General features: G+C 58.0%; 24 protein-coding genes. 7 read left to right on the top strand and 17 right to left on the bottom strand.

All coding sequences use genetic code 11. The features are described from left to right. Positions 1-34: 34 nt before the first annotated feature. From VME63_RS10515 to VME63_RS10455, 13 genes are all read right to left on the bottom strand, one after another. Positions 35-1,054: a transporter gene (locus VME63_RS10515; protein ID WP_325433017.1), complete on the bottom strand. Its 1,020-nt coding sequence runs from the start codon at positions 1,052-1,054 to the stop codon at positions 35-37. A 276-nt stretch (positions 1,055-1,330) separates the two neighbouring features. Further along, a complete protein-coding gene (locus tag VME63_RS10510) occupies positions 1,331-1,708 on the bottom strand; it encodes a DUF2946 domain-containing protein (RefSeq protein WP_325433015.1) in 378 nt (125 codons plus the stop codon). Between the two features lie 171 nt (positions 1,709-1,879). Beyond that, a complete protein-coding gene (locus VME63_RS10505; protein ID WP_325433013.1) occupies positions 1,880-2,374 on the bottom strand; it encodes a hypothetical protein in 495 nt (164 codons plus the stop codon). 101 nt (positions 2,375-2,475) lie between these two features. Beyond that, on the bottom strand, positions 2,476-3,102 hold the full coding sequence (locus VME63_RS10500; RefSeq protein WP_325433011.1) for a hypothetical protein: 627 nt from the start codon (positions 3,100-3,102) through the stop codon (positions 2,476-2,478). Between the two features lie 1,036 nt (positions 3,103-4,138). Further along, positions 4,139-4,945: a hypothetical protein gene (locus VME63_RS10495; RefSeq protein ID WP_325433009.1), complete on the bottom strand. Its 807-nt coding sequence runs from the start codon at positions 4,943-4,945 to the stop codon at positions 4,139-4,141. A 555-nt stretch (positions 4,946-5,500) separates the two neighbouring features. Beyond that, the gene (locus VME63_RS10490; protein WP_325433007.1) at positions 5,501-7,021 is read right to left on the bottom strand and encodes an efflux transporter outer membrane subunit; all 1,521 of its coding nucleotides are present in this window, start codon (positions 7,019-7,021) and stop codon (positions 5,501-5,503) included. Further along, positions 6,958-10,161, bottom strand: coding sequence for a CusA/CzcA family heavy metal efflux RND transporter (locus VME63_RS10485; RefSeq protein ID WP_325433005.1), 3,204 nt, complete (start codon positions 10,159-10,161; stop codon positions 6,958-6,960). Before VME63_RS10485 ends, VME63_RS10490 begins: the two co-directional genes overlap by 64 nt. A gap of 44 nt (positions 10,162-10,205) precedes the next feature. Continuing rightward, the gene (locus tag VME63_RS10480) at positions 10,206-11,384 is read right to left on the bottom strand and encodes an efflux RND transporter periplasmic adaptor subunit (RefSeq protein ID WP_325433003.1); all 1,179 of its coding nucleotides are present in this window, start codon (positions 11,382-11,384) and stop codon (positions 10,206-10,208) included. 160 nt (positions 11,385-11,544) lie between these two features. Continuing rightward, positions 11,545-12,903 (bottom strand): HAMP domain-containing sensor histidine kinase, encoded by a 1,359-nt coding sequence (locus tag VME63_RS10475; protein ID WP_325433001.1) that lies wholly within the window; start codon positions 12,901-12,903, stop codon positions 11,545-11,547. Then, complete coding sequence (locus tag VME63_RS10470) at positions 12,896-13,591, bottom strand: response regulator transcription factor (RefSeq protein ID WP_325432999.1); 696 nt, start codon at positions 13,589-13,591, stop codon at positions 12,896-12,898. Before VME63_RS10470 ends, VME63_RS10475 begins: the two co-directional genes overlap by 8 nt. Before the next feature lie 169 nt (positions 13,592-13,760). Continuing rightward, positions 13,761-14,207: an HIT family protein gene (locus VME63_RS10465; protein ID WP_325432997.1), complete on the bottom strand. Its 447-nt coding sequence runs from the start codon at positions 14,205-14,207 to the stop codon at positions 13,761-13,763. Then, a complete protein-coding gene (locus tag VME63_RS10460; RefSeq protein ID WP_325432995.1) occupies positions 14,204-14,398 on the bottom strand; it encodes a hypothetical protein in 195 nt (64 codons plus the stop codon). The genes VME63_RS10465 and VME63_RS10460 overlap by 4 nt, the downstream gene beginning before the upstream one ends. A 112-nt stretch (positions 14,399-14,510) precedes the next feature. Beyond that, positions 14,511-14,738, bottom strand: coding sequence for a hypothetical protein (locus VME63_RS10455; RefSeq protein WP_325432993.1), 228 nt, complete (start codon positions 14,736-14,738; stop codon positions 14,511-14,513). Positions 14,739-15,044: 306 nt separating this feature from the next. Between VME63_RS10455 and VME63_RS10450 the strand changes: the two genes are divergently transcribed. Continuing rightward, positions 15,045-15,623 carry a TetR/AcrR family transcriptional regulator gene (locus tag VME63_RS10450; RefSeq protein ID WP_325432991.1) on the top strand — a complete coding sequence of 193 codons (579 nt, stop codon included), beginning with the start codon at positions 15,045-15,047 and terminating at the stop codon, positions 15,621-15,623. Continuing rightward, entirely contained in the window at positions 15,620-17,038 is a 1,419-nt protein-coding gene (locus tag VME63_RS10445) for a nitrilase-related carbon-nitrogen hydrolase (RefSeq protein WP_325432989.1), read from the top strand. The genes VME63_RS10450 and VME63_RS10445 overlap by 4 nt, the downstream gene beginning before the upstream one ends. Before the next feature lie 266 nt (positions 17,039-17,304). On the opposite strand, the gene VME63_RS10440 is transcribed toward VME63_RS10445, so the two are convergent. Both VME63_RS10440 and VME63_RS18460 read right to left on the bottom strand, forming a co-directional pair. Beyond that, positions 17,305-17,865: a DUF998 domain-containing protein gene (locus VME63_RS10440; protein WP_325432987.1), complete on the bottom strand. Its 561-nt coding sequence runs from the start codon at positions 17,863-17,865 to the stop codon at positions 17,305-17,307. 266 nt (positions 17,866-18,131) lie between these two features. Beyond that, positions 18,132-18,542: a DUF6228 family protein gene (locus tag VME63_RS18460; protein WP_414648241.1), complete on the bottom strand. Its 411-nt coding sequence runs from the start codon at positions 18,540-18,542 to the stop codon at positions 18,132-18,134. Positions 18,543-18,930: 388 nt separating this feature from the next. Between VME63_RS18460 and VME63_RS10435 the strand changes: the two genes are divergently transcribed. Both VME63_RS10435 and VME63_RS10430 read left to right on the top strand, forming a co-directional pair. Further along, positions 18,931-19,644: an alpha/beta fold hydrolase gene (locus VME63_RS10435; RefSeq protein WP_325432986.1), complete on the top strand. Its 714-nt coding sequence runs from the start codon at positions 18,931-18,933 to the stop codon at positions 19,642-19,644. Positions 19,645-20,121: 477 nt separating this feature from the next. Then, positions 20,122-20,778, top strand: coding sequence for a hypothetical protein (locus VME63_RS10430; RefSeq protein WP_325432985.1), 657 nt, complete (start codon positions 20,122-20,124; stop codon positions 20,776-20,778). Between the two features lie 64 nt (positions 20,779-20,842). Here VME63_RS10430 and VME63_RS10425 read toward each other — a convergent pair whose 3' ends face one another. Beyond that, the gene (locus tag VME63_RS10425) at positions 20,843-21,259 is read right to left on the bottom strand and encodes a hypothetical protein (protein ID WP_325432984.1); all 417 of its coding nucleotides are present in this window, start codon (positions 21,257-21,259) and stop codon (positions 20,843-20,845) included. A 293-nt stretch (positions 21,260-21,552) separates the two neighbouring features. Between VME63_RS10425 and VME63_RS10420 the strand changes: the two genes are divergently transcribed. The 3 genes from VME63_RS10420 to VME63_RS10410 are packed head-to-tail and all read left to right on the top strand — an operon-like array spanning position 21,553 to position 23,318. Then, complete coding sequence (locus VME63_RS10420; protein WP_325432983.1) at positions 21,553-21,918, top strand: PadR family transcriptional regulator; 366 nt, start codon at positions 21,553-21,555, stop codon at positions 21,916-21,918. Further along, positions 21,915-22,844, top strand: a complete 930-nt coding sequence (locus VME63_RS10415) for a sensor domain-containing protein (protein ID WP_325432981.1) — start codon at positions 21,915-21,917, stop codon at positions 22,842-22,844. Before VME63_RS10420 ends, VME63_RS10415 begins: the two co-directional genes overlap by 4 nt. A gap of 6 nt (positions 22,845-22,850) precedes the next feature. After that, positions 22,851-23,318: a DUF1579 family protein gene (locus VME63_RS10410; RefSeq protein WP_325432979.1), complete on the top strand. Its 468-nt coding sequence runs from the start codon at positions 22,851-22,853 to the stop codon at positions 23,316-23,318. 7 nt (positions 23,319-23,325) lie between these two features. On the opposite strand, the gene VME63_RS10405 is transcribed toward VME63_RS10410, so the two are convergent. After that, positions 23,326-24,855 (bottom strand): DUF1800 domain-containing protein, encoded by a 1,530-nt coding sequence (locus tag VME63_RS10405; RefSeq protein WP_325432977.1) that lies wholly within the window; start codon positions 24,853-24,855, stop codon positions 23,326-23,328. Positions 24,856-24,963 lie beyond the last annotated feature (108 nt).

Genomic DNA, 24,963 nt, shown 5'->3' with positions numbered 1-24,963 from the left:
TAGGTAAATCAGAACATCCGACCGGCTGTTGCCGTCATAGTTTCATGCTCAAGCCAACCGTACCGGTCCATCCGGGAAACAGCTGGTAGCCTTGTAAATGGCTGTAAACGGGCACCTGCACAAAGGCATACAGCTGTAAATTTTTACTCAGGCTGCCACTGATGCCCGGACTCAGGTAAGCCACTTCGCCTTCGGTATCCGGGTGATCGGACAAGAAACCCTGGTCGGCCATCTTGTGCAGCCAATTGATCTGCAACTGCGGCACCCAGTTGGCATGCTTCTCATAGCGCACGCCAAAACTGATGGTCGTGGTGTTGCCGGGGCGGAAATCGGCACCGGGCTGGTCCAGGTTTTCTTTCACCGCCGCCTGGAATTGACCATTCACGAAAGCATCGAAATTCTGGCTGACCGGCTGGAAATAATAGCCGCCGATGATCAGATCGGTGCTGCCCGTGCCGGCCTGCAGGCTGGTGTCCAGAGACTGGCCAAGACCGGGGCCTGTTTTGAACGTCACCGGGTGACCCACCAGGTTTCCGTTGATGTCTTGGCCACCGTAATCGCCGGTGGGCAGCTTGACGCCCAATTGTATACCCAGGTTGTGGGTCGGCAGAAATCCCTGGTAGCTGGCGATGATCTTGCCGTCGCCGACTCCCGACACGTGTGCATCGCTGATCTGATTCGGTGCGCTCTCGCTGGGTGTGTACGGCGCCAGCTGCGTGCCGTAGGTGGAGTGGTCGCGAATGACATAAGGCAGCAGGAAAGTGACGCCCCAGTCTGCATTGAATCGATAAGTTGCCGAGACATTGATGTAACGGTTGATCGTACCCCGTTCAATTTCGCCGCCTCCCAATGAAGGGGCGGAGGGCTGATTGACGACTTGTTCGGGCGTAGCGGTGCTGCTTGCGTGCCGCAACTGGTTCTGGTCGATGAAGGTGTAGTCCACGTTCACGCGCCAGCCTGATGCGGTGGAATAGCCCGTTGCGGCATCGGTGCTCAGCGTGCAGCCGCAGGTTGCGCATGCCTGCGCTCCCAGCGGAAGCAGCAATAAAGCCACGCATGCTGTGTGCGAAACGATCAACTTCGTGGGCAAATAGGGATATTGCCGACGCCGCCGCTGGGCGCCGGCGGGAGCGTCTTGGATAGTGTTTGAGTAGGGCACGCTTGATTGATCCATGGATCGGGATCGACGCAAGGTCGATCACCGATGAGTGGTGGCAGTCGAATCCTTACGCCAAACTGACGCAATCCTGGCCGATTGCGGCTGAGGCGAATGGATAGGCGGGTACGGCGCTAACGACCGCGATGCGGCCGCGGCGGGGTTAAGGCCGTTTTAGCTCAATTCGACCGGCGGCCCGCGAGGATCGGCGCTGAGCCGCAAAAGGTGGGGAGCGTCTAATGCCGCATGCGGAGCCGGAATGACGGCGGGCAGCACCACGGCGACCCAATGAACCACCGTTTCTGAGCCAAGCAACGGATTATGGTGCAGCAGGCAACAGTAGCCGCACCACTCCATCGGGTGGGCAGGCATGTGCGGCGAGCGCGAATGGGCGGAATCTGCGGCCGAATGGTAGGGGCAGGACGCATCGTCGGCGCCCATGGTCTGGGCACCCGGTATCAGCCGGGTAACGAGCGGCACGACCACAATAAGCGCCATGGCCAGCATCGCCAGCCATGCCACGTACCGTTGTGGGCCCTTCGCACGGAGCACGATAAATCCCTAAAGCAGCGGCGAAACCGCAGTGCGGGACATTCTATTACGGGTAGCTGGGCGCTTACTACGACGCGACACGATGCCGCTCATGGGCATTTTTCCACGGAACGGGCTAGTTAGGCTTGGTCTGGTGAGGCTAAGACGTCCGCTTCAGGTCGAACGCGGACGCTATTCAGTATCCTTTCCAACCAGTTGCACGTTTGCTCTCTGAGCGAAATTCAATATGCCCTTCTCGTCCTGCCTGTTGGCTTCGTCCCGCGCGAAATACCACGCCAAACGGGGTGTTATGTATATAAAACAGGTCTTGCCAGTGAGTTTGATGCGCTTTACTCCGGACCACGGAATTCGGGTCACAATGTCGCCACTTCTCAAAGTCGCACTTTCGGCATCAAAGCTAAGGATTGGCTGCCCCAAAGCGTGATACCAACGCGTGATCTTCCACGCTTGCATGGCAAGAACAAACGGGATCATTAGGGCGACCCACGCTATGCCGGTAATGCCGGTCATCCATGGTGAGCGACCGTCATAGAAGAGATATGCCATCAATGCTGCCAAGCCAATTGTGGCAGCGTATCCGGAAGGCGCACCAAACCAGAGCTGCACTGCAACGACGAAGCTTCGCTTGAAGGTACGTCTTGCAGACACTGTTATGACTTCGCTCATCAATTCCACCTAAATGCTTCGTAACGAAAGGTCCGCTCCAGGTTACGGAAGCGGGCATCGTCGCTTATCGCCCACCGCATGTCAGCTATGGGGAGTGGACCTTACAGTAACGCATCAAAACCGCCTTGGTTAAGCCACCATGCAATGCCAGCCATGATCGTCATCAAAGAAAAACCGACGAGCAAAATGATGCGTATTCGTTGATCATTTTTGCGAAATAGGCTTGGTCCATTGCTAGATACCCAATGCGTATCGCCGGCGATCCGCCATTCCCAGGACCCTGACGATCCCCGTCTGAACACCGTGGTCTGATACGGGCGTCCGTGCTGCTCAAGGTCATAGAGCAGAGAGTCGAAGCCATCCAGCGAGCCGTCAAGTTTAGCCAGCACCTTATTGTGCTCGCTTAAGAGCCAGGAATCTGTACCTCCACGTGGCGTACTGACTGTCACGATCTGTGCTATCGACGAAATTGCGATTGTCCTCGTATGAAGAGAACCCTTGATCATCACCGCGTCGCCGTTCACCGAAATACAGTAGCTGCGGAGATAAAAGTAGCCGATTAGTAGAAGTGCAAGGAGGAGCATCCAGGCTATCCCAAAAGCGATCTCGCCCCGCATGCATGAAGGTGTTGATGGGATCGTTCCAAGGGCGAAAAGACCCGCGCCCGCAAGGACAGCGAAAAACGCCAGCAGCGTATAGGGTAACCACTTCGGATAACGGTATTCCATAACACTCCTTTTTCATGCGATATCGGGTGGGAGGCGGTCGCTACTTTTGCGGCCAACAATGCGTCTTGCCACCAGTTTCCCGAATTGCAGAGCGCATAACATCCAGCGGGAACAGTCCTCTCCCACAGAGGTCAGCAAAAAACTCGCTCCCTCCCCGTGCCTCGGTGGGAACCACAGCCGGTTTTTCCCTGCCGCGGAGTTCAATGAAAAGAATGTCGGAGCTATATATCCCGCCATCCTTGAAGCACACTCTTACGATTTCGTCCCAACGAAAAGCCTGCTCCCAGCTCGCGGATATCCGCTGAAGGACATGGACGCAAACAATGTCGGCATCAAATTCCACCGCCAGGCATTTGTTTAACGATAGTGGCTTCCTGGCATCCCACCATGCACGAAATCGGGCTCGCAGTTTCATCATGCTCCATCTCAATGTTCGTCATGGATTGCCGAAAGCTAACATTCGTGTCTTCTTAAGATTCCACAATAAGCATGCCTGGCGGGCGTTCTTGCTGTCGTTTATGTGCCTCGTATGACCTTTATCGGAATAGGTATGCAGCGAACGCAACTCAAAAAGAGAAGCGTACACGACTATTGACCACCATGCGTCTTCATGCAGGCACTGTTGAGAGAGCTAATTCAACCCTCAAGCACTCCTTTACTGCCTTCGTCCCGCTTTCCACACTTCACCTACACGAAGTGTTAGGTAACCGCACGGTCAATCAATCTGCATGTCGCCACTGCTTGTTCAAGGTCTGGGCCAAAGGAAAGAGGCTTCCAGCCGAACATTCCTGCCAACAATGTTCCAGGGATTAGCAGCGCCAAAAGCTCTAGCAACGAAAAGATCGCGATCCGCCGATAGTTCATTGATCCCCCTTTCCTTGAAATGGGTGTTCTGCGCTTATGATGTACGTAGTGTTTCTGTCCATGCGTACCCTCATTAACCATGAAAACTACGATACACACAGTGCCACCCTGGGTCGGAGCGCACGCCATACGATTGGCTCTCTAAGGCCACGAAATCCATCCCAGGAGAGCCTCAGCACCACAGCTCCTGACCGATCAGGCGTGGTTTCGCGCATTCGCCAGGGGGCAAGGGCAACTTATCGCCGGGATGCCAGAGGCTTAGTCGCTTAAGGATTCCTGGCATTTCGGAATCGATGACGCGTAGAGGATTACCATCCCCATATCGGGTAGCACTGCGGTAGCGCAGAACTTGCTTGTATCTGCCAGCAGCTCCGAGCCTGTCGACGGTGATCCAGAAACCGAAAGGCGCGTCGCCGGTCGGTTCGGCGGAAATGATGGCTCCCATCAGAGGGCCATCAGCGATATAGCGGGTTTCCTGATTGTTGTTTTTGTTGGTCTGCTTTTCATATACGACAGTGAAGTTTTCGCGCATCTGATCATAGGCCAGCACTACGGTTGCCAGGCGCTGGTCACCGTCGAGGGAGTGTTCGCTGCCGACCTGCATGAAGAGAAGCGGCCGATTGGCACGAGGATGCACGATTCGGGCATCGATCAAATAATGCGGATCGGAATAACCGTCGTCTCCCGAAGACAAACGCAGGACGCGATCAAGATCTGGAAAACAAGATACACCGCCATCGCGGGTAATACAGAGCTGAATTTTTCCGGGGATGGAGTCCATCATTACCGGCTCAGAGGTGTCAGGGCCTTGCAAAGCCATGAAGCGCCAGCCTGATTTGGCGCCGAAAGGCTGTGACAAGTCGATCGATGAGATGAGCCGTCCCCGTGAAGGGGGCGACTTCACGTCCTGCGCCTGTGCGCCACAAACGAGCAACACCAGCAAGAACGCCAAAAACGACGGTCGCGGGATCACTGCCATGTAGACTCCCCAGGCTCAGCCGAAACAAGACGTTGCTTAGTTGATCTGATAGCGCTCTAAACCACAATGGGGGCATCGCCGCCCATTAGTTAAACGCCACGCAACAGTTACGTGGAAGTGCCTTCGACAATTCGGGCAACGATACAGCACAAACCAACTCCACGAGCCGAACAGAAGTAGGGCGAGCAGGACGAGAGAGGGTGTTACAAGCCCGTTTGAGCCGGATAGAGATTCAATGCTCAGGCCAATGAATATCGCCAACGGAACAGAACCAATGGTCATCAGACCTGCGGTCCATTGCCTGCGGCGATAGTCCATCCAACCTTTTGCGAGGCGTTGCGTTCTATCAACCAATTCCTTCACCTTCATAAGCCTAAATCCACCGATTGTTTGCTGGTGCTAGTAAGGTGGTCACCTCGGGTCGAAAACAGCCCTCCCCAAAATATAGCCCAATGACCTGGCGGGGGAGGGCTCACCTTCTGCTAGTCAGCATGGGCGAGGCGGTGCTCTGCGCAATGACTGGTTAACCGGACCGAAATCCGCGCCGCGAATGGACTATATCCCGCCTCTGCCAAGTGCCTGGTAAAGCGCTACCGTGTCGGTATAACGCGCGGTGGCGGCCTGTACCCTTGCTATCACTGCTTGCTGATAGGCCTCCTCGGCGGCGAGCAGTGTGGGAGCATTGACTTGGCCCAGGTGAAGCTGCTTTTCAGTGATGTCGCGCGTTTTACGCGTAGCGGTTTCGGCTTCTGTGGCGGCAGCGAGTGCCTTGCTGTCTTCATCGAGTGCATACAAGGTATCGGCGACATTCTGGAAGGCGGTCAGTACCACGTTGCGATATTGTGCTTTGGCCTGGTCGAGGGCAGCTTCGGCCGCGCGCTGATGATGCTTCAGTGCGCCGAAATCGAACAAGGTTTGCGAAACAGTACCCGTAAGGCTCCAGAAGACATTGTCATCGGCAAACATCTGGCTGAATTGCGTGGAGCTGCCACCGTATTGCGCCGACAGTGCGAATTGCGGCAGGCGATTGGCAACCGCGATGCCGACTTCGGCGTACGCTGCGTGCACTTGAGCATCGGCTGCCAAGACATCCGGACGCTGGCGTATAGCCTCCGCCGGGAGGCTTAGTGGCAGTGTTGCCGGTAAATGCAACGTGGCCAGGTCAACTTGCGTGGGGCCGATCTGCGAGGGTGGTTCGCCTATCAGCACGGCAAGCGCATCACGTGTCTGTTCGAGTTGCTTCTGTAGTGCAGGCAGCGCCTGTCTGGCTTGCGCGACCGCCGCGGCCTGGGCTGCTACATCCAGGCCGGTGGCGCCTCCCACCTTGGCTTGCTGTTCCAGTATGGAGAGTGTACGGACGTTGGCGTCGATGGTGGCCTTGGCCGCTTTGATCTGCTCGCGCAGGCTCGCCTCCTGCAGGGTCGTATTCACCACGTTGGCGGCAAGGGTGAGATAGGTTGCATCCAACTCATAGCGTTGCATGTCCGCTTGCGCACGCAGCGACTCCACCGTGCGACGGTTCAACCCAAACACGTCAGGTACATAACCCACGGTGAGTTGCGCCGTATGCAGGGTGTAATAGGTTTGACCGGAGGTAAGCGTCGGGGAAATGGTGCCGACAGCGTTACGATTCCGCGAGGGGGAATAGCTGGCTTGTAGGGTGGGGAAATAGCTTGCGCGCTGTGCGGCGACATCTTCTTGCGCCTGGCGCAACGCGGCCTGGGCCGCGTCGATGGTGGGATTGTGCGCGAATGCACGCTGGACGAGATCGTTCAATGCGGGCGAGTTGAATGCCGTCCACCAATCCCGGGGCACGGCTTCCTCCACGAAGTGTTGGGCATCAGGCACTTTGGGCGCGCTATCGACAGCTCCTGGCCGCGTGGCTCGCGTGAAGCGATCCGGCGTTGGCACGTCGGGCCGCTGGTAATTCGGACCGACGGAGCAGCCATTGCACAGCACGAGGAGAGCAAACGCTCCAAGGCGGCGGGCGCGAAGAGCAAGCGGAAGCCGACTCATGCCGCACCTCCTTCTTCGCCCGCCAAATGTTGGTGCCGTGCGCGACGCGCCTGCGACCACTCAACCACCATGACTTGTAATGCCGGCGCAACAATCAGCAGCATGATGGGACCCAGCAACATACCTCCCACCACCACAGTGGCAAGGGGACGTTGCACTTGGCTTCCGATACCTTGCGAAATGGCAGCCGGAAACAGGCCGATGCAGGCGGAAAGTGCCGTCATCAGCATGGGACGCATGCGTTGTTCGGCGGCCATGTACATCGCCTCTACGGGCGGCTTGCCTTCGAAAATCAGATGATTGAAATAGGTGATGACAAGAATGCCGTTCATCACCGACACACCGAAGAGCGATACGAAGCCAATGGCGGCCGAAACGCTCAAGTTCAGTCCCGACACATACAGTGCGATGATGCCGCCGGCGATCGAGAACGGAATGGCAGCCAATGTGAGCAAGCTATCGCGCATCGAATTGAACAGCGTGAAAAGCAGCGCAAGAATCAGGCCGATGGCGATCGGCAGCACCACCGCCAACCGTTGTTTCGCCGCCTGCAGGTCGGAAAATTCGCCCGCCCACGACAGGTGATAGCCGCTGGGCAGTTTCACATTCTGCGCGATACGTCGTTGCGCTTCCTCCACGGTGCTTCCAAGGTCGCGGCCGCGCACGCTGAACTTCACCGGTATATACCGATCGCCGCTCTCGTGATAGATGTACGATGCGCCGGTATCCAACGTAATGTTGGCCACTTCACGTAATGGCACATAGGCCGTATTGCCGGCGGAATTTGTGTAGCCGACCATGATGTTGCCAATCGCGTCGATGCTGGATCGATAGCGCGGCGAGAGCCTTACCATCAAGGCGAATTGCTTTTCACCCTCCTGCACGGTGGTGGCCTGCGCGCCTGCGAGCGCTGCCTGGATGACGGTATTGACGTCGCCGGTGTTAAGGCCGTACCGCGCCGCTTTGGCGCGATCGACCGTGATATTCAGGTTGGGCTGGCCCAGTACGTGGAAGACGCCAAGATCTTGCACGCCCCGCACCTGTTGCATTTGGTGCATGACCTCGTCGGCCAGTTTTTCCAGTTCGCCCAGGTCCGGGCCGAGAATTTTCACCGCATTGGCGCCTTTTACGCCCGATAGCGCCTCTTCCACATTGTCCTGGATGTACTGCGAGAAGTTAAAGCCTACGCCGGGAAATTCAGCCGCAAACTGCTTCTGCAGGTCCGCAATCAGCTTCGCCTTGCTATGGCCGCTTGGCCAGTCGTCTTCGGGCTTGAGCGGTACGAACAGCTCTACATTGTAGAAGCCTGCCGCATCGCTGCCATCGTCGGGGCGCCCATGCTGGGATACCACTGTAATCACTTCCGGATGGGACTTTATGATGTGTCGCATACGATCGACCATTTTCATGCCGGATTCGAGCGAAATGGTCGGCGGCATGCTGGCGCGTATCCAAAGGTTTCCCTCCTCCAGCGAGGGCAGGAATTCAGTGCCGATGCGCGGCAGCAGCAGCGCAGCCAACAGCAGAAAGCACAAGCCAAGCCCCACGGTGAGTTTGCGGCGGTGCAAGGCCCAGCGAAGCACCGGCGAATAGATGCGGCGAATGAGGCGTACGAAGATCGTCTCCACTTCGTTGACATGCCGAGGAAGCAACAACGACGCAAGCACAGGCGTAACCGTGAACGTGGCGATCAATGCGCCCGACAGGGCGTACGCGTACGTGCGAGCCATCGGGTTGAAGATCTGCCCTTCCACGCCCTGCATCGTGAACAGGGGGATAAAGGCGGCCACCGTTATGGCAGACGAGAACAATACCGCGCGATCCACCTGCATGGCGCTGACGTAGAGCATGCGGATGCGATCGGTCCAGCCGCGACCACCCGGTCCGGTAGGGCCCGCGCCGCCGCGACTTTCGGCGTAGTAGTGCAGCAGCTCCTTTTGTTCGTCCTCGCTCTTTTGCAGGTTGCGAAAGATGTTCTCGATCATGATCACGGCCGAGTCGACAATGATGCCAAAGTCGACGGCACCGACCGAAAGCAAGTTGGCCGATTCGCCGCACATCACGAGGATGATGATGCTGAAGAACAGCGCGACAGGTATGTTGGCGCTCACGATGAATGCGCTGCGCAGGTCGCCGAGAAAAACCCACTGGATCAGGAACACCAACAGGCAGCCGAAGAGCAGGTTGTGCAGAACCGTATGTGTCGTCACTGCCACCAGTGTGGAGCGGTCGTAGAACGGCACCACTTTTACGCCGGGCGGCAAGGTGCCGTCGTGATTGAGTCGGTCTACCTCTGCTTTTACGCGCGCAATGACTTCATTGGTCCGTTCGGTGGGGTTCATCACCACGATGCCCGTCACCACGTCGTTTTGATCGTCACGGCCGGCCTTGCCAAGGCGCGGCGCAGAGCCGATAGAAGTGGTGGCAATATCCTTCACCAGAACAGGTGTGCCGTTGTTCTGCGACAAAACCACCTGATTGATGTCGTTGGTATCGGTGATCAGCCCAACGCCACGCACGTTCACCGATTGCTGGCCGAGGTTGATGGTGCGGCCGCCGACGTTTTCATTGGCATTGCCCAGCGCATTGATCACCTGCGGCAGGGTGAGCTTGTAGCTCTCCAGTTTGGACATGTCTACATCGACATGGTATTCCTTCGTGGTGCCACCCCAGGTCACCACCTGACCGACGCCGGGCACCGACAGCAAACGGTGCGACACCACCCAGTCTTGCAGCGTACGCAAGTTGGTCAGGCCGTAATGCGGTGGACCTACCAACTGATAACGGAAAATTTCACCCACCAGGCTCGACGCCTGGATCTGAGGTTGCGTATTGTTGGGAAGAGTGACGTTCTGCTGCAGATTGATGGCTGTGCGCGTATAGGCAAAGTTGTAGTCGACACCGTACTTGAACGTTACGCGCACGAACGACAGGCCGTAGAACGAGGTGGAGCGAATGTTGTCCACGCCTGGCGTGGTGGCAACGCCAAGTTCCATCGGGCGCGTATAGAGCCGCTCCATTTCCTCGGCGGACAAGCCCGGTGCCTGTGCCGTAATTTCCAGGATCACCGGGGCCGGATTGGGATAAGCCTCGATGTTGAGCTTGGCGTATGCGACCAGCCCCGCGACGAAAAACGCCAGCAGGGCCATGATCACGACGGAACGTCGGGACAGCGCAAAAGCGATGATGCCTCGTAACACGGGATGCCTTTATTCGGAAGCGGGGCGGGTAGGGGGTCGGCGGGTCAATCGTCGTCCGGCTGCTGCGACAGCATGTTGTCGAGGAATAGCGCGCCTTCGCCGGCGACGTGCTCGCCGGTTTGCAACCCGCTGAGTATCTGGTCCAGGCCATGCTGGCGCTTTCCAATCTTGACCACGCGTTGTTCGAAACGGCGCCCATCCTGCGTGACGTAAACCATGGTCGTGCCATCACCCTCGCGCACGACACCGTCTTCAGGCACCGCGGGCGAATGCTCGGGTGTTGCCGTCTGCACGGCGGCGTTGGCCAGCATTTGCGGCAGCAGTTCACCCGACGGATTAGGTACATCGGCGCGCACCGTCACGGTATGCGTGTTGGGATCGACCGCCTTGCCGATGTAGCTCACCTCGCCATGGAGGGTTTTTCCCGGCAACGCGGGCAGGGTGATGGCCATTGGCTGATGCAGTTTCAATGCGGCCGCATCGTTTTCAGGCATATAGGCGTCCATCCACACGGTGGAGAGGTCCGCCACTGTGAAGGGTGAGGGTGAATTGCCTGGTTGTGCCAAGTCGCCCACCGCTACGGTGCGTGCGACGACTATGCCGTCGAAAGGGCTGAGAACCCGCAACGCGCCGTCCACCTTGCGCGTGGCGAGCAGGCGATCGATATCCGCCTCGTTTTTACCAAACAGCATTACGGTCTTGCGGGCTGCGCGATAGTTGGCTTCGGCCGTCTGCTCGTCGGAGGTGGCTTGTTCTACGTCCTTCTCTGCGCTGGCCTGGATGGCTAGCATTTTTTGCGTGCGGGTAAGCGTCTTGCGGCTCAATGTGAGTACGCCATCGGCAGCGAGCAAGGTCGATTCCGCCTGCAGCAGATCCGGGCTATCGATGGTGAACAACAACTGCCCTTTCTGAACCTTGTCGCCTGCTTTGGCCGCCACGCTCGCGATTCGGCCTGCGTAGGGAGCGGAGACTTGTGCAAGATGGTCCTGGTCGTAGTCGATATTGCCGACGGCATCGAGCCATGTATCGAACGTATGCGTACCCACCGCAGTTACGGCGACTTGCTTGGCTTGGGTATCGGTCAGCGTAATGCTGCCCGCGCCGGCTATGGCGCTTGCCGCCGCCGGAGATGAGCTACGATGGGCGAACCATATGTAGCCAAGGCTCGCGACGACGAGGACGGCGACGGCAATGATGGGGATGCGTGAGCGCTGGGTGGGCATGGAACGATCTTGGTCCGCGGCGGTGGGAAGCGGGCGCGCTGGCGCCCGCCTGACCATAGCCGGTGGCGGCAAGTGCGAAACAGTTACGATTTGGAAAGGTTGACGGCGGCCGGCCCAGCATGGGCGCCCCTCTGCGCCGGAGTGAGTGGAGGCGAGGAGTTCAGGCTCGTGGCAGCAGGATGCTCACTCTCAGTCCTGGCCGTGCGTCTTCCAGCTTCAATTCGCCATGATGTAGCGACACCACCGCCGCGACGATGGATAGGCCAAGGCCGTTGCCGCGCTGACTGCGACTGTCATCCACGCGAAAGAAACGCTCGGTGGCGCGGGCCATGACATCAGGCGGTATGCCCGGCCCATTGTCTTGCACTACCAGGGAAACGTGTTGCTCGGCCTGCACGGCGGAAACACCGACGCATGCGCCCTGGCCGGCGTATTTGAACGCGTTGTCGAGCAGATTGGCCAGCACGTTGGCCATCAGGTCCCGATCGGCCAGTACGGTGGGGGTGCCCTCAACGTCCAAGGTCAGTCGCATGCCCTGTGCTTCGGCGGCCGGTTGGTAGAGTTCCAGCAGATCATCCAGCATGGCGCGTAGCGGCAGTATTTCGAAACGTTGCCGGCGCACGCCGGATTCCGCTTCGGCGATTTGCAACAGCTTTTCGAAGACACCGATCAAGGTGTCTATTTCATCGATCGCATAGTGTGCAGCGCGCTGCCATTGTGCCGTTTCAGCAGGAGGCTGCAAGGTTTCTTCCAAGGCGCTGCGAATTCTGCCCAGCGGCGTGCGCAGGTCGTGCGCGATGGTGTTGGAGACATTGCGGGCCGTGTCCATCAGTCGCTCGATGTCATCGAGCATGCGATTGACGTCGCGCGCGATGCCCGCCAGCTCATCCTTGGCCGGGCTAGTTGCGATGCGCCGGTCGAGTTTTCCCGCGGAAACATCCTGCGTTGTGAGCTGGATGGCGGTGAGACGCGGTTGCAGTTGCGCGCGGAATAACAGTGCACCCAGCATGGCTAGCAGCAGCCCCAGCAGGCCGCCAATGCCCAGCGCGCCGAGGATCATTCGTTCGAGCTGGTGTTGTTCCTGCAAGTCACGGCCAACGAGCAGCAGGCTGCCGTCTTCAAAGCGATGCACAAGCAGGCGGCTGGTCGAGTCGTGTCCGAGACGTTGTACTTGCACCTTCGTCAGCGCATCGTTTTTAGTGGGTAGATGGGACCATGCGGTGAGATTGCCAATTAGCTTTCTACCTTGCGGATCGAGTACCAGGTACTCCTCGGTTTCCACGTCCTTGTCGTCCGTAAGCAGGGTATGGATGGCCTGCAATAGCGCCCCCGTGCCGCTGCGTTCATGTACCTGTTCCAACTGGTGAGCGATGGCGACAATCTGTCCGTCGGTATTGCGCGCCAACAGGCCGGCGGTTCCGACGTAGAAAACCGACGAGATGGCAGCGAGTGATAGCAGAAACAACAGGCCGTAACTTAGCGCGAGACGGAAAACGATGGAGTGGCGCAGGCTAGTCATGCACCGGCTCATCGGGTGACTGGATGGTGTAGCCAACGCCGCGCACGGTATGAATTAGCGCGGTGGAAAAATCGCGATCCACTTTGTTGCGCAGGCGGCTCATCTGGACGTCGATGACATTGGTTTCGGGATCGAAATGATAGCCCCAGACCGCCGACAGTAGCCGCTTGCGCGTGATTACTTCACCCTTGTGGCGTACCAGATATTCCAAAAGCTGGTATTCGCGCGGTTGCAGCGCAATCAGTTTTCCTGAGCGATAGGCTCGGCGCGTGCGCGTATCCATGGACAGATCCGCGATGTTAAGGACGTTGGCGCTGTCCGCGATGGAAGCACGCCGGCCGAGGGCTTCGATGCGGGCCAGCAACTCCTCGAAGGCGAACGGCTTGGCCAGATAGTCATCGCACCCCTCCCGCAGGCCGCGCACGCGCTCGTCCAGGCCGGCCAACGCGCTCAAAACAAGCACTGGCGTACGATTTTCCTGCTCGCGTAGTTTTGCGAGTAACGCAAGGCCGTCCATGCCACCCGGCAACATGCGATCGAGCACGATCACATCCCACGCGGGCTGGGCCGCTTGCTGCAACCCGGTGGCGCCGTCTCCGCACAGGGTGACTTCATGACCCGAACGGAGCAGCCCGTCGCGGATGAAGCGGGCGGTTTGCATGTCGTCTTCGATCAGCAGGCAGCGCATGCGTGAGCTCGCTTTGGGTTGTTCGACATGCTCGACTTTCCTCGTGAAACTACGATCAGATACTGTTATTTCTATTATTGCCTCAATCGGAAAAGGGTGGTTTATAAATGTTGGGATCAACCTTGTAGCAGCACCCTATCCAGGCCGTACAACCGGCAAGCAAGGTGCGCTACCGCAAAGCGGCGCGAAGGCTGGCTGCCAACTCCATTCGCTCCTCGGTAGAGTAGGGCACTTTACGCCCCGCATGCAGCCCGTCATTTGGGTAGCGAGGAAATACATGAAGATGGTAGTGCCACACATCTTGGTCGCCGGCCGGACCGTTGTGTTGGCGAGTGGAGATTCCTTCACACCTGAAGGCATTCTGCATGGCGTGCGCCAGGCGACGCGTGGCGCGAAAGAACTCGCTACCAAGGTTGTCCGGGATGTCCAATACGTTCTCGTAGTGGCCCCGAGGTATCACCAGGCAGTTGCCTTTTATTCCCGCGTAATGGTGAGTCGGAATCAAAGCGAACACGTTGGCATCCACCAGGACAACAGCAGATTCTAGAGCAGGCGATGGAAGCGTCTTGGCTATACCGCAGAACGGACACTCGTATGGCTGCTTGGCCACCATCATTCATCTGCATCCTGAGATCTTTGATGAATGGCTTTGTCGATGCTATATACGCGTTTCATTGCCTGCTTGCGGATTTTGGGCTGCAAAAATTGTGCGTGTTGCGCGAAATAAGCTTTCCAACGGATAAGCTCTGGGACGCCCATGTGCTCAAAGCGTGTCGTGAAATCTTCCAGCTCCCGCCACTTTCCCACGATGCCTCCTCATGCTGAACCTTGTTTTGCAGGGTTTGCCTCCGCTCCGGGTGGGAATCGGGCGCCATGAATTAATCCATCATCAGGCATCGCTTTAGCGGCACGCATCTCTCTAGCGGCCGAATAGGGTCCAGATTCCACCAATAGCCAACGCAACTCCCGCAGATAAAAATGTCATAAACGTTCCGAACGATGAGGAGCAGCCAAACGAAGTTGTTCCAGCGTAATGGCACGGCGAGTCCTGTTCGGAGAGCATGGGCACACCATAAATCGCAATCAGCAGCCCTGCGACGGTCAATACGGTGATGGTTAGTCCATAAAAGGCTTTCGGATTTTTCATCGCGTGCCCTCATTCGCTTATGTCCGCCTCGGTCGGAAACCGACGCTCTCCCAAATGTTTTCAGCACATACTTTCGTTGTCAAAGGGTCGCTTAAGGCGAGTGCCCATGAATTCTAAGCATTTGTTTTTGTGGAAAGTGTACAAACTTGGCTGTCCGCCAGTAAGCAAGGCACGTGCACGCCCACTTCAAACTGCACAGACTTTGGTTTCCGGAAGTGCATTCACTTTAGTGAGTACCTCGGTCCCTGAGACTATGGTCGCAAGACCAGCTTGCGTACTTAGTACTCATTTGTGTACAGTGTACGCATGACCAAGGACCGCATACTCTCCGCCGCGAAAGTTGTGCTCGAATCCGCAGGCTTCGAAGGGCTGACCATCCGCAGGGTCGCTCAGCGGGCGGACCTCTCGCCGATGGCGCTCTACCGTCATTTCAAGAACAAGGACGAACTGCTCAACGCCCTCATGCAAGACGGCATCTCCGCATGGGAGGCGATCGTTCGAGGCATCCGCACCCAAGACCCGGTGAAGTGGCTGGAGGCACTCATGGAGGCCTATCTCGATTTCGCGCTCACGCAGCCACACAGGTTTGACGCGGCGTTCTTCCTGCCCGCGCCCGCGGCGCGCCGGTTCCCTGATGATTTCGCCGCGGGCCGCTCGCCGGCCATTGCGCTCGCGATGGCTCGCATCGATCAGGCGAAGGCTGATGGTCGGTTCCGCGACGAGCCTACACTCGGGATCGCTATGGCGCTCGCGGCTTACGGACAGGGATTCGTGTCGATGCAGCGCGCCAGGCGTTTTGCGAGCGAAAAACAGTTCAAGGCGCTTTACCGTGCGGCGCAGCGTCAGTTCCTCGATTCCCTCAAACCGTCCGGGAAAAACGAATGATCACCGTGCTGGCCGCCGTGTTGAGCGGCATCATGTTTTATCTCTCACAGGGATACGACCACGTCTGGCCCCTGGTCTGGTTCGCACCCGTGCCGCTGTTGTGGCTCGCCTATGGCGATAAGCGCACGTGGCAAGTGATCGGGGCGAGCGCCCTCGCGCTCCTCAGCGGTGCGGGCTATATTTTGCAATCCCCCTACCTCCACCTCATACCACCGCTCGTCATGACGTCGATTCTGGTGGTCGATATCGGGCTGTTTTGCGTCGCGGTATGGTTTGCGCGCTTCGTGCAGCACAGGGCACCACCGCTCCTCACGCTGTTTGCGTTTCCAGCGTGTTGGACAGCGTTCGAGTTCCTGATGGAACTGCAGTCCCCGAACGGTACCTACGGATCGCTCGCCTACAGCACGATGTCGGCGCCCGTCCTGATTCAGGGCGCATCGCTCTTGGGGATGTACGCCGTTACGTTCCTGATTTGCCTCTTCGCCAATACTCTCGCCATGGCGCTGCGGCTCAAACGAAACACGGCGGCGGTCGGCCTCGGGCTGACGATCTGCGCGGCCAATTTGGTGTTCGGTATCGTGCGGCTCACGCACCCGCAACCCGACGTGTTGCGGGTGGCGGGAATCGTCGATGAGACGGCGGTAGCGGATTCCTGGCGGGCGAAGACCGTGTCCGCCGATCTCGCGGTGACCGAAATTTACGCCCGCGAGATCCGTGCAGCCGCCCGGGAAGGCGCCAGATTCGCGGTTACCCCGGAAGGCGGCATGGCATCGCCCCCCGCCGGACTGAGCACGATCGTTGCGCCGCTCGTTGCCGCCGCCAAGGATACGGGTGTGCAGATCATTGCCGGCTTCCATTCCCAGACGCCGGTCGCCGACTTCGCGCTTGCGATCGCGCCCGATGGCAGGATTCAGCGCTACGACAAGCGCCACCCGGTGCCGGGCCTGGAGGACGATTTCACACCGGGTCATGTCTCAGGTTGGCTGGGCGATGGCCGCGCCGTGGAGATCTGCAAAGACATGGATTTTCCCGACACCATTCGTTCCGATGCCGCCGAGGGCATCCGCTTGATGGGCGTGCCCGCGGGCGACATGGGCATCGATGGCTGGCAGCACGGAATCATGTCCGTGATGCGTGGCGTCGAAGGCGGATTTTCGATCGTGCGGGCCGCCCATAACGGCCTGGTGTTCGCCAGCGACGCGCAAGGGCGCCTGGTCGCTCTCAAGAAGGATGCGCCTACGGGCTTGACCATGATCGTTGCCGACCTGCCGCTGGGATCAGGGTCAACGCTCTATACGCGGATCGGCAACGCCTTCCCGTGGCTATGCGGGATCTTCGCTCTGGCACTTGGCGCAGGGCTGCCAGTCTGGCGGCGGCTGCGACGCGCCGCCTTGTTGCCTAGCGTCGAACATTGACCAGAATGCCGGCGCCCCGGTTTTGAGTAGCGCGAAGCTTCAGTAGTGAGGTTGCGTGGTGACTGCGGAGTCGTTCGCTGATTCGGCAGGGATGCCCGCTACCGACGGCGGATTCAGGGGGACAATGCAATACTACATGCTGCTCACGCAGCCTCTAATGTGTTGCATCGATCGGCTGAATCTGCAGTCGGAAGCGGACAGTGCAGCTGTATCAAATGACTACGAATTGCAGTGATGTCATACACTTCCTGACGCCAACCTCGTGGCTACCGAGCACGTTTCGTCGCTCCGCCTAGCAGCGTGAGGCTCGCGTAACTAAACCATCCAAACATCGGGATTGTGGCAATGCGCTGTGTCAGCCCGTGGATCGGCTTTGGATCGATCCCAGTCATGAGTGCCCACATGTAAACCAGCGTGATACTGCTCACTACAAGCGAAATGCGATCATTTCTATTGGATTCCGCTGCAAAAAAAGCGGGAACCAGAATGATTGAAAGGCCAATCGCATACATGCCATGCCATGGGCTTCCCATGGTGAATATCCCATTCGCAATCATACTAATGCCAAAGATAACGGCCATGCCGGCTGTAAACAGCATTCTTGATTCTTGCTGTAAAACCAATGCCAAGGCAAAACCCATGATGGATAGGCCGCTGATTATGGCGCCGAAGCGGCAAGCCAGAGCAATGCTCGGAGACAGAAGCTCCAATTCGCTCATGTGTTGGTGAATCGATGAATATCCAGGCGCAAATAATCCGGCCATCATGGGTATCAGCATCCCCAGCAGCGGCAACACCGTAGCAAAACGCAGCAAAATTTGACGCATAACTCTCCCCCAGTGCCAAGCATCGAAATATCTCGACCAGCAAAACTCATACCATTGAGAGGAATGCCAAAAGGCTGTTACGTATCAATGTAATGCATGCAGCCCATCTGCGACATCGAGTGTCCGCGGACAGATTTGCGGACAGGCGGACAGGCCGACAGGCTTGCCGCCAATCAGCATTAGTGAGAGGGCGTTGCCGAAGTTTTTGTTCAATCTTGCTTAAATCCGCGCGTTGGTGTCATGCCCACCAAAAAGTGGGCATGACATCAACACCCGAAATAAGCCTTCGCCTGTTTGGCCAACGTATCTAACTGTCCTGCCTCAAGGGTGATTGACGTCTCAGCTGACCACATAGTCCGTGGATCTACGTTGCGAAGTCGAATTCGTAATCGAATGTGGCCTAAGGAATCTGATGTTGCCTCTAAGCGAAGATCGCCCTCCAGAGACTCACAATCAGTTACACCATTCCAACCGCCCGAATTCGAAGCAAGCTCTTCGAAGAACCGAGTCCATTTATTGAATTGACAATCGTATGCGTGAGTCGTAGCACTTACATTCGTCGAGTGCAATTTCAGAGCAAAGGAGCACCCGTCGTACGCAACCTGTCCCTGAGTTATTTTTCCCTCAAATCGAAGATAAGCACTGCTTTCAACGTCCTTGATTTCAAATTCGATCATTCGTGTTGCTCCAAGTTATTCTTTATATTGTAAAGCTATGGGCGAGCAAAGAACGCAAGGGCGATCCACGACGGCATCCATTACACCGCCAAAAGCACACCTACCAAAGCCACAGCGAACATTAGGCCCCCGTTTAGTCGGCATCTCGCTAGTACCGACGCGTCCGCTTTGAGTCGGACGCGCCTAAGAAAGTGTGCATTTTTTGATTGAGATGGTGTTTGAACAGACTTGCGGTTCAGTCGATGCAACGTACTGATGTTGGACACGTTGCTGCCGCGGTCAAATTTGGTTCTAACCAAACATCCGCTCCGGGTTGCGGAAGCGGACAGTCGACGGCCTGAACTCTGTCAGCGAGAATGCTGGGCGACAAGGCTAGGCAGGAACGACTATGTCGGTTCGACGATCACTGGTGCTGATTCCCGGCGTGCTGTGTGACGAGAGGCTTTGGCAGGCGCAGGTCGAAGGCCTCGCTCCCGACGTAGATGCGCATGTTCTCCAGGTCATCGAGGAAGACGCCATCGCCGCGATGGCTGAATCCGTGCTGGCGAGGGCGCCGGAGAGCTTTGCATTGGCTGGATTTTCGATGGGCGGATGTGTCGCGCTGGAAGTGGTGGCCCAAGCGCCGCACCGCGTTTCCAGTCTTGCGCTGATGAGTACGAGTTCGCGTGGTTTGCCGCAACACGTGCGCGACCACTACCAGGGCGTGATCGCCGAACTCGAGGGTGGGCAGATAGATGCCTACCTTGAGCAGGCCTTTCCTGGGTATGTCGCGCCCTGCAATCAAGCGACGCCTCATGTGCGCGAGCTGTTCTTTGCGATGGGGCGATCCCTGGGGGCGGTCGTCGCCGCGCGGCAGATGCGCGCGCTGCTTAGCTATCAGGGCTTTTCGGGCGACCTCTCAGCCATCCGTTGTCTCACCTTGCTTATGGCCGGCCAGGAGGATCAACGAACGCCCCCGCAGATCCACCGGGATATGGCCGGGCACATACCAGGGGCGCGCCTGGCGATCGTCCCCAGCGCCGGGCACTTCATACCCTTGGAGCAACCGGCCGTGGTCACTGGCCATATGCGGTGCTGGTTGAAGGAAGGCTCATCTTGCTAGGAAGGGGGGGTGATGGCCCCGCGCGCGCGACCTACGTTGCAGGCCCCGCCGCTTCCGGCCACCAGCTTCGGATTGCGCGAGTGTTGCCTTTGCCATCCCTTCTCCTTAGGTTACGTGCATGCTTGGTCGTCCCCCTGAAGCCCTGACCTATAGGAACTTTACCTACCCCACGTCTGGCTAACAATCCGGCGTAAAGCCAAACATCGATTGCGGCACAGGGAGGTCCGCTCCGCAACCCAGAGTGGGCCTTACCAATCATGACTGGCCTCATGCTCTCTTGCCCCTTATTGTGCGTAGGGGAGTCCTCAATTCGCTAGAAATCGCAGCGTGTTTTCCATCCATTTTTGGAAGAATCGCGATCAATCGGGGAGCTCTAAGACATACGTACGGGGCGGAGGCAGTCGATCTTTCTTGAGCTGGTCCGTCTCCGTTCTTCATTCAGATCGTAATCTCTGACAGAGAAGAAGGAATATTTCTGTGCGTTACGCTATTTTTTTTCGCTTCTTGACCATGCTAGTGATGGCGGGATCCGCATTTGCCAGCCGACCAGTCCTTGCAGATAACATTTGGAACTTTGCTCTTGTGAGCTGCAACAAAAGCTCCAACACGATCGATATACAAGAAGCAAACTACGATAATTTTGATGAAACCGGGTATTCAGCGCCCGCCGGCTATCAGTCCAAGTGGCTGGGATCGCTTGTCAAATATGTGTCGCCGCCGGAGGGCGTCCCTGATGATGCCGTTCACGGAACTCATCGCGAAAAGATTGCGGATTGGAAAGTCTCTTGCCGGCTAAGCGGGCATGACTACCTCATCGTTATTTCTCCGTGGAGTTTGAACAACATGGTGCAGGGGCAGTGCGGGCCTGGTGATCCGGATTTGAAACTTACCGTGTATCGCGACAAAGTGTTACTCATCAACGGCCAGCGATTTTCATACGGTGGGGAGTGCATGGAGGACAATGGACCCTCGCCTTTCTTCAGCGTCAAACTATCCGAGTCTCGTAAGGAGGTGACGATTGGAGACATTGCGGGTGAGAACGGCTCGAAATTACCTGACTTCCAAATTCCGTATGCGCAGATGCCCAAGTTTGACCAACGTAGATCGCAGACTCTCGGTTATAAACCAAATTAGCTAAAAACGGGCCAAATTCTGCTGGCGTTCACTGCCATTGCCAAAGACTGGCTGTTGACATAACTCAATTCGATAATTCAAGGTCAGCCGGAAGCCACTCGTCAGACACAAAATCCCCGCGTAGCTTATGCCGAACCATGCCAAGCACAGGCATAAAGTCTCGACCGTCCCAGCGCCAAATGCCAAGCAGGAGATCTTCATTGCAGGCATCCGAAGTGAAGCCCCAGCAGGAGTTGCTGATGTTGGCCAACAGAACCTCGCCCTGCCATTGAACGGGAAAGAGACCGGATCCATCGAAAAACAGGAAGGATCCATCGCTGGTGTACTTCGGCTTTCCATTGAATTCAGGCAAGGACGCCAAGCTGCCAATACCCATTGCGGTTACGGTTGTTTCATTTTTCGCCTGAAGCTGCATCGCGTTGAATGTGGCTTGCCTCAAATCAGGCACTCGTGAAGGGGGCTCGCCGAAAGTGCTGTTCAATCCTGCCTAAGTCCGCACATTGTCCTGTTGGACTCCTGGAGGGCGCTATTTAGCGCGGATGTAGATACTCCGAGCGGCTGTGTCAGGCTTCTTTAGTGCCTAGTCTCAGGACCAGCCGAGCCGGCTGACACCAATGTATGTACACCCCCTCTGACACCAATGTTTGTACAACGTGTACATACATTGGTGTCATGCCCAAAAAGGGGGGATACCGGCCATGACTTCAGGCCCATGCACTATTATTTACTTCACACTACAGTGCACTCCAACATAAGCGGAAGAGCGGGTCAGCCGTGGACGATAGCGCGGGCCAACTCAAGAAGTTTCAGAAAGAGCTTTCCACCGGCACGGTGTCGCTGGTGTTGCTGGCGGTGCTTGGGCAGTCGCGGCAGCCGTTATATGGGTATCAGATCGCCAAGCGGCTGGAAGAGCTTGGGGAGGGCGTGCTTGCGGGCAAGCAGAGTGCGTTGTATCCGGTGTTGCGGAACCTGGAGGCCGGCGGTTTGCTGGGCAGCGAGGTGGAGCCATCGGTAAGCGGGCCGCCACGCCGTTATTACCGCATCACGAAGTTGGGGCGCGAAGTTCTGCGTGAGTGGGTCGCGGCGTGGGAAGCCACGCGCGATTCGGTCGATAGGGTTTTGCAAGGAGAGTTGCGATGACAGGCACGCCGCGTACCATTGCGGAATATCTGGATCAGCTGCGCGCGGCTCTGCGCGGTGCGGATCCTGCGTTGATCCAGGATGCGCTGTACGACGCGGAGGAACATCTGCGCGCCGAACTTGCCGAGCAGCCGGGGCGCGGCGAAGCGGACATGCTGACCAAGGTGGTGGGTAGTTACGGCGCACCGGAAGAGGTTGCCGACATCTACCGCGATCAGGAAATCAAGATCCAGCGCGCGTTGCGTACGCCGGTACCGCCGAAGCAGCGTTCGATTTTCGGACGCTTTTTCGGCGTCGCCGCGGACCCTCGTGCTTACGGTGCACTGTTCTACATGGTGTTGGCGCTGGCGACGGGCATCTTCTATTTCACCTGGGCAGTAACGGGCATTTCGCTGTCCTTTGGCCTGGCGGTGCTGATCATCGGCATTCCGTTCATTGTGCTGTTCTTCGGCTCGGTGCGCGTGCTGTCGCTGGTGGAGGGGCGCATCGTGGAAACCATGCTTGGTGTGCGCATGCCGCGCAGGCCATCGTTTTCCACGCGCGGCATGTCGTTCTGGAAGCGGGTGGGCGCGATGTTCAGCGACCCGCGCACGTGGGGCACGCTGTTCTACATGATTTTGATGCTTCCGCTGGGCATCATCTATTTCACGCTCACTATCACGATGATAAGCATCTCGATCAGCTTTGCGGGTGCGCCGATCTTAAAGGCGGTGGCCGATAGCTACCACCTCGATTACAACAGCTGCGACGCTTCGGGCCGCATCTGCGATTTTGTGTCCTGGTGGAACGGCTGGCCAGGTGCCTTCACCCTGTGCGTACTAGGCATCCTGCTGTTGTTCGCGACGTTGCACATGGTGCGCGGCCTGGGGCATTTGCATGGGCAGATCGCCAGGCACATGCTGGTTGCCAATGCGGCGGGGGAGTAGTGCGCGATGACCTCGCAGGAAGGTAACGATGTGCTTGCCGCGCTGGCTGGCGACTGGCTGGGCGAAGAGCAGATCGCTACCACGCGCTGGGGACAGGGTGGTGCGGCGAGCGCGCGGGTCAGCGCTCATTTCGACCTTGGCGGCAAGGTGCTGTTGCAGGACTATCGCGAGGAGCGCGATGGCGCTTCGTCGTTGCAGGCGCACGCGGTGTTCATGGCAGGGCCCGAGCCTGGCGAATATGCGCTGTATTGGTTTGACAGCTATGGTTACGCACCCGCGCAGCCGGCGCTGGGGCATTGGGACGGAAGCCGATTGGTCTTTCTTCGCGTGTCTTCGCGCGGCCAGACCCGGCACATCTACGAAATGCCCGGCGACGACAGCTATTGCCTGCGGTTGGAGAGCTCGTTTGACGGCGGTGTAAATTGGCAAGAGGTGATGCGCGGCGATTACCATCGCGCGCATCACGCCGAGTGAAACGGGCTTAGCGATAATTGAGGTCGGGCGAGGAAAGCAGGAACGTGTTCCATTCCTGTTGCGATGTCGCCTTGGCCAGTGCACCGCGCGTGGCCTGCGACAGCGTGGGCTCGATCGCGTCGTAATAAAGGCGCGTGGTCAGCATTGGAAAGCCCGCGCCGCGCGCGGTGCTGCCGGCGGGGGTGAACAGCTGGTTGTTGCCGGTGCCGATGGCGCGTGCGATGTCGAAGCGTTTGGCCATCTGGCCGGAGCTGGACCAGCTCGCATTGTCCAGCGGCCAGCCATCGGGCGTGATACGCCCGAACAGCGGTTCATCGAGCTGGTTGAGCCAGCCCACCAGGGGCTGCGCGTTGGCGATGGGGGTGCCGTCGTAAGCCAGTCGTACGGAGGAGACGACGAACCGCATCGGGTCCTTGAACTTCTTCCCGGCGTTGGCGAGCAGTTCGCGCGATTCGAACAGGGTGCGCACGACCTGCGCGATATCGCCGTCGGTGCGTTGGAAGGTGGCGGCCATCTTCGCGACCAGCGCGGGCGGCGGGTTGTCGGCTACGAAGTACTCGGCCAATTTGCGCGAGATGAACCGTGCGCAGGCGGGCTGCCGCACGATCAGGTCCACCGCCTGTTTGACTTCGTCGAAGCCACCGCTGCGGATGGTATGGCCAAGCAATAGCTTGTCGCTGAAATCGTGACGCTGCGGGTTGAATTCGAACAGCCCGTGGCGAATGACCAGCGGCGCCATTCTGGGGGCGAATGTCTGCGGCTTGCCATTGACCGGCGCAATGCCCACGCCGGTAAGAATCAAGGCAAGCTGCTGCACGTCCTGCTGCGTATAGCCGGCGTTGACGCCCAGCGTATGCAGTTCCATCAACTCGCGGGCGTAATTTTCGTTGACGTGCCCTTTCGCGTTTTGCGCGTTGTCGAGAAATTCGAGCATTGCCGGGCTTTGCAGGGTGGCCATGACCAGGTCGCGGAATTTGCCCAGCGCATGCGGGCGGATCGCGTTTTTCTCATAGTCGGCCAGTTCCCAGCGCACGCGGCCCTTGCCCGCGTAGACACTGAAATGGTTGAGCCAGAACCATACCAACTGCTCTTTCAGCTGATTGGGGCCGTAGATGGCTTGCAGCAGTTCGGCTTGTTGCGCTTCCAGCCCGATCCGGTTGCCCCGCGTTTGCAGCGCCTTGTTGGCGGCGACTTTTTCGGGGCCGTCGGGCATGATTTTGATTTGCTGTTGTGCCTGTTGTATCGACACGAGCAATTGTTCCAGCGGCGTGGAAAACGATTCGTAGGAGGCAAGTTGCGCGGCGATCGCGGGTGGCAGCGCGTCGCCGAGGCGGTCGTCGAGCTGCTTTTGCAGCAGTGCCTTGCGGCCGAGTGCGCGGTAGGCCGCCACACTGGCCGTATCCAGCCCGAAGCTGTCGCGCTTCAACCAGGCCGCGTCTTGCTGGTTGAAGCCCGCCTTGCCCGATGCCTGCGCTGCGATCGGGGTCATCAGCAAGGTTAACGTCAGCGACAGCGCGGTCACGGTGGATGGACGCATGCGTTGAGTTCCACGGTTCGGTAGTGGAGGGCGCGGAGCGGGAACAAGCTGGGCCCTGATTAGAGCAAATTCGTTTGCATGGGGGCAAACGTGGCGCTACGCGCGCTG

The organism is Dyella sp., from assembly GCF_035503745.1.
Taxonomy (GTDB): Bacteria; Pseudomonadota; Gammaproteobacteria; order Xanthomonadales; family Rhodanobacteraceae; genus Dyella_B.
This window is presented reverse-complemented; position numbering and strand designations above follow the sequence as displayed.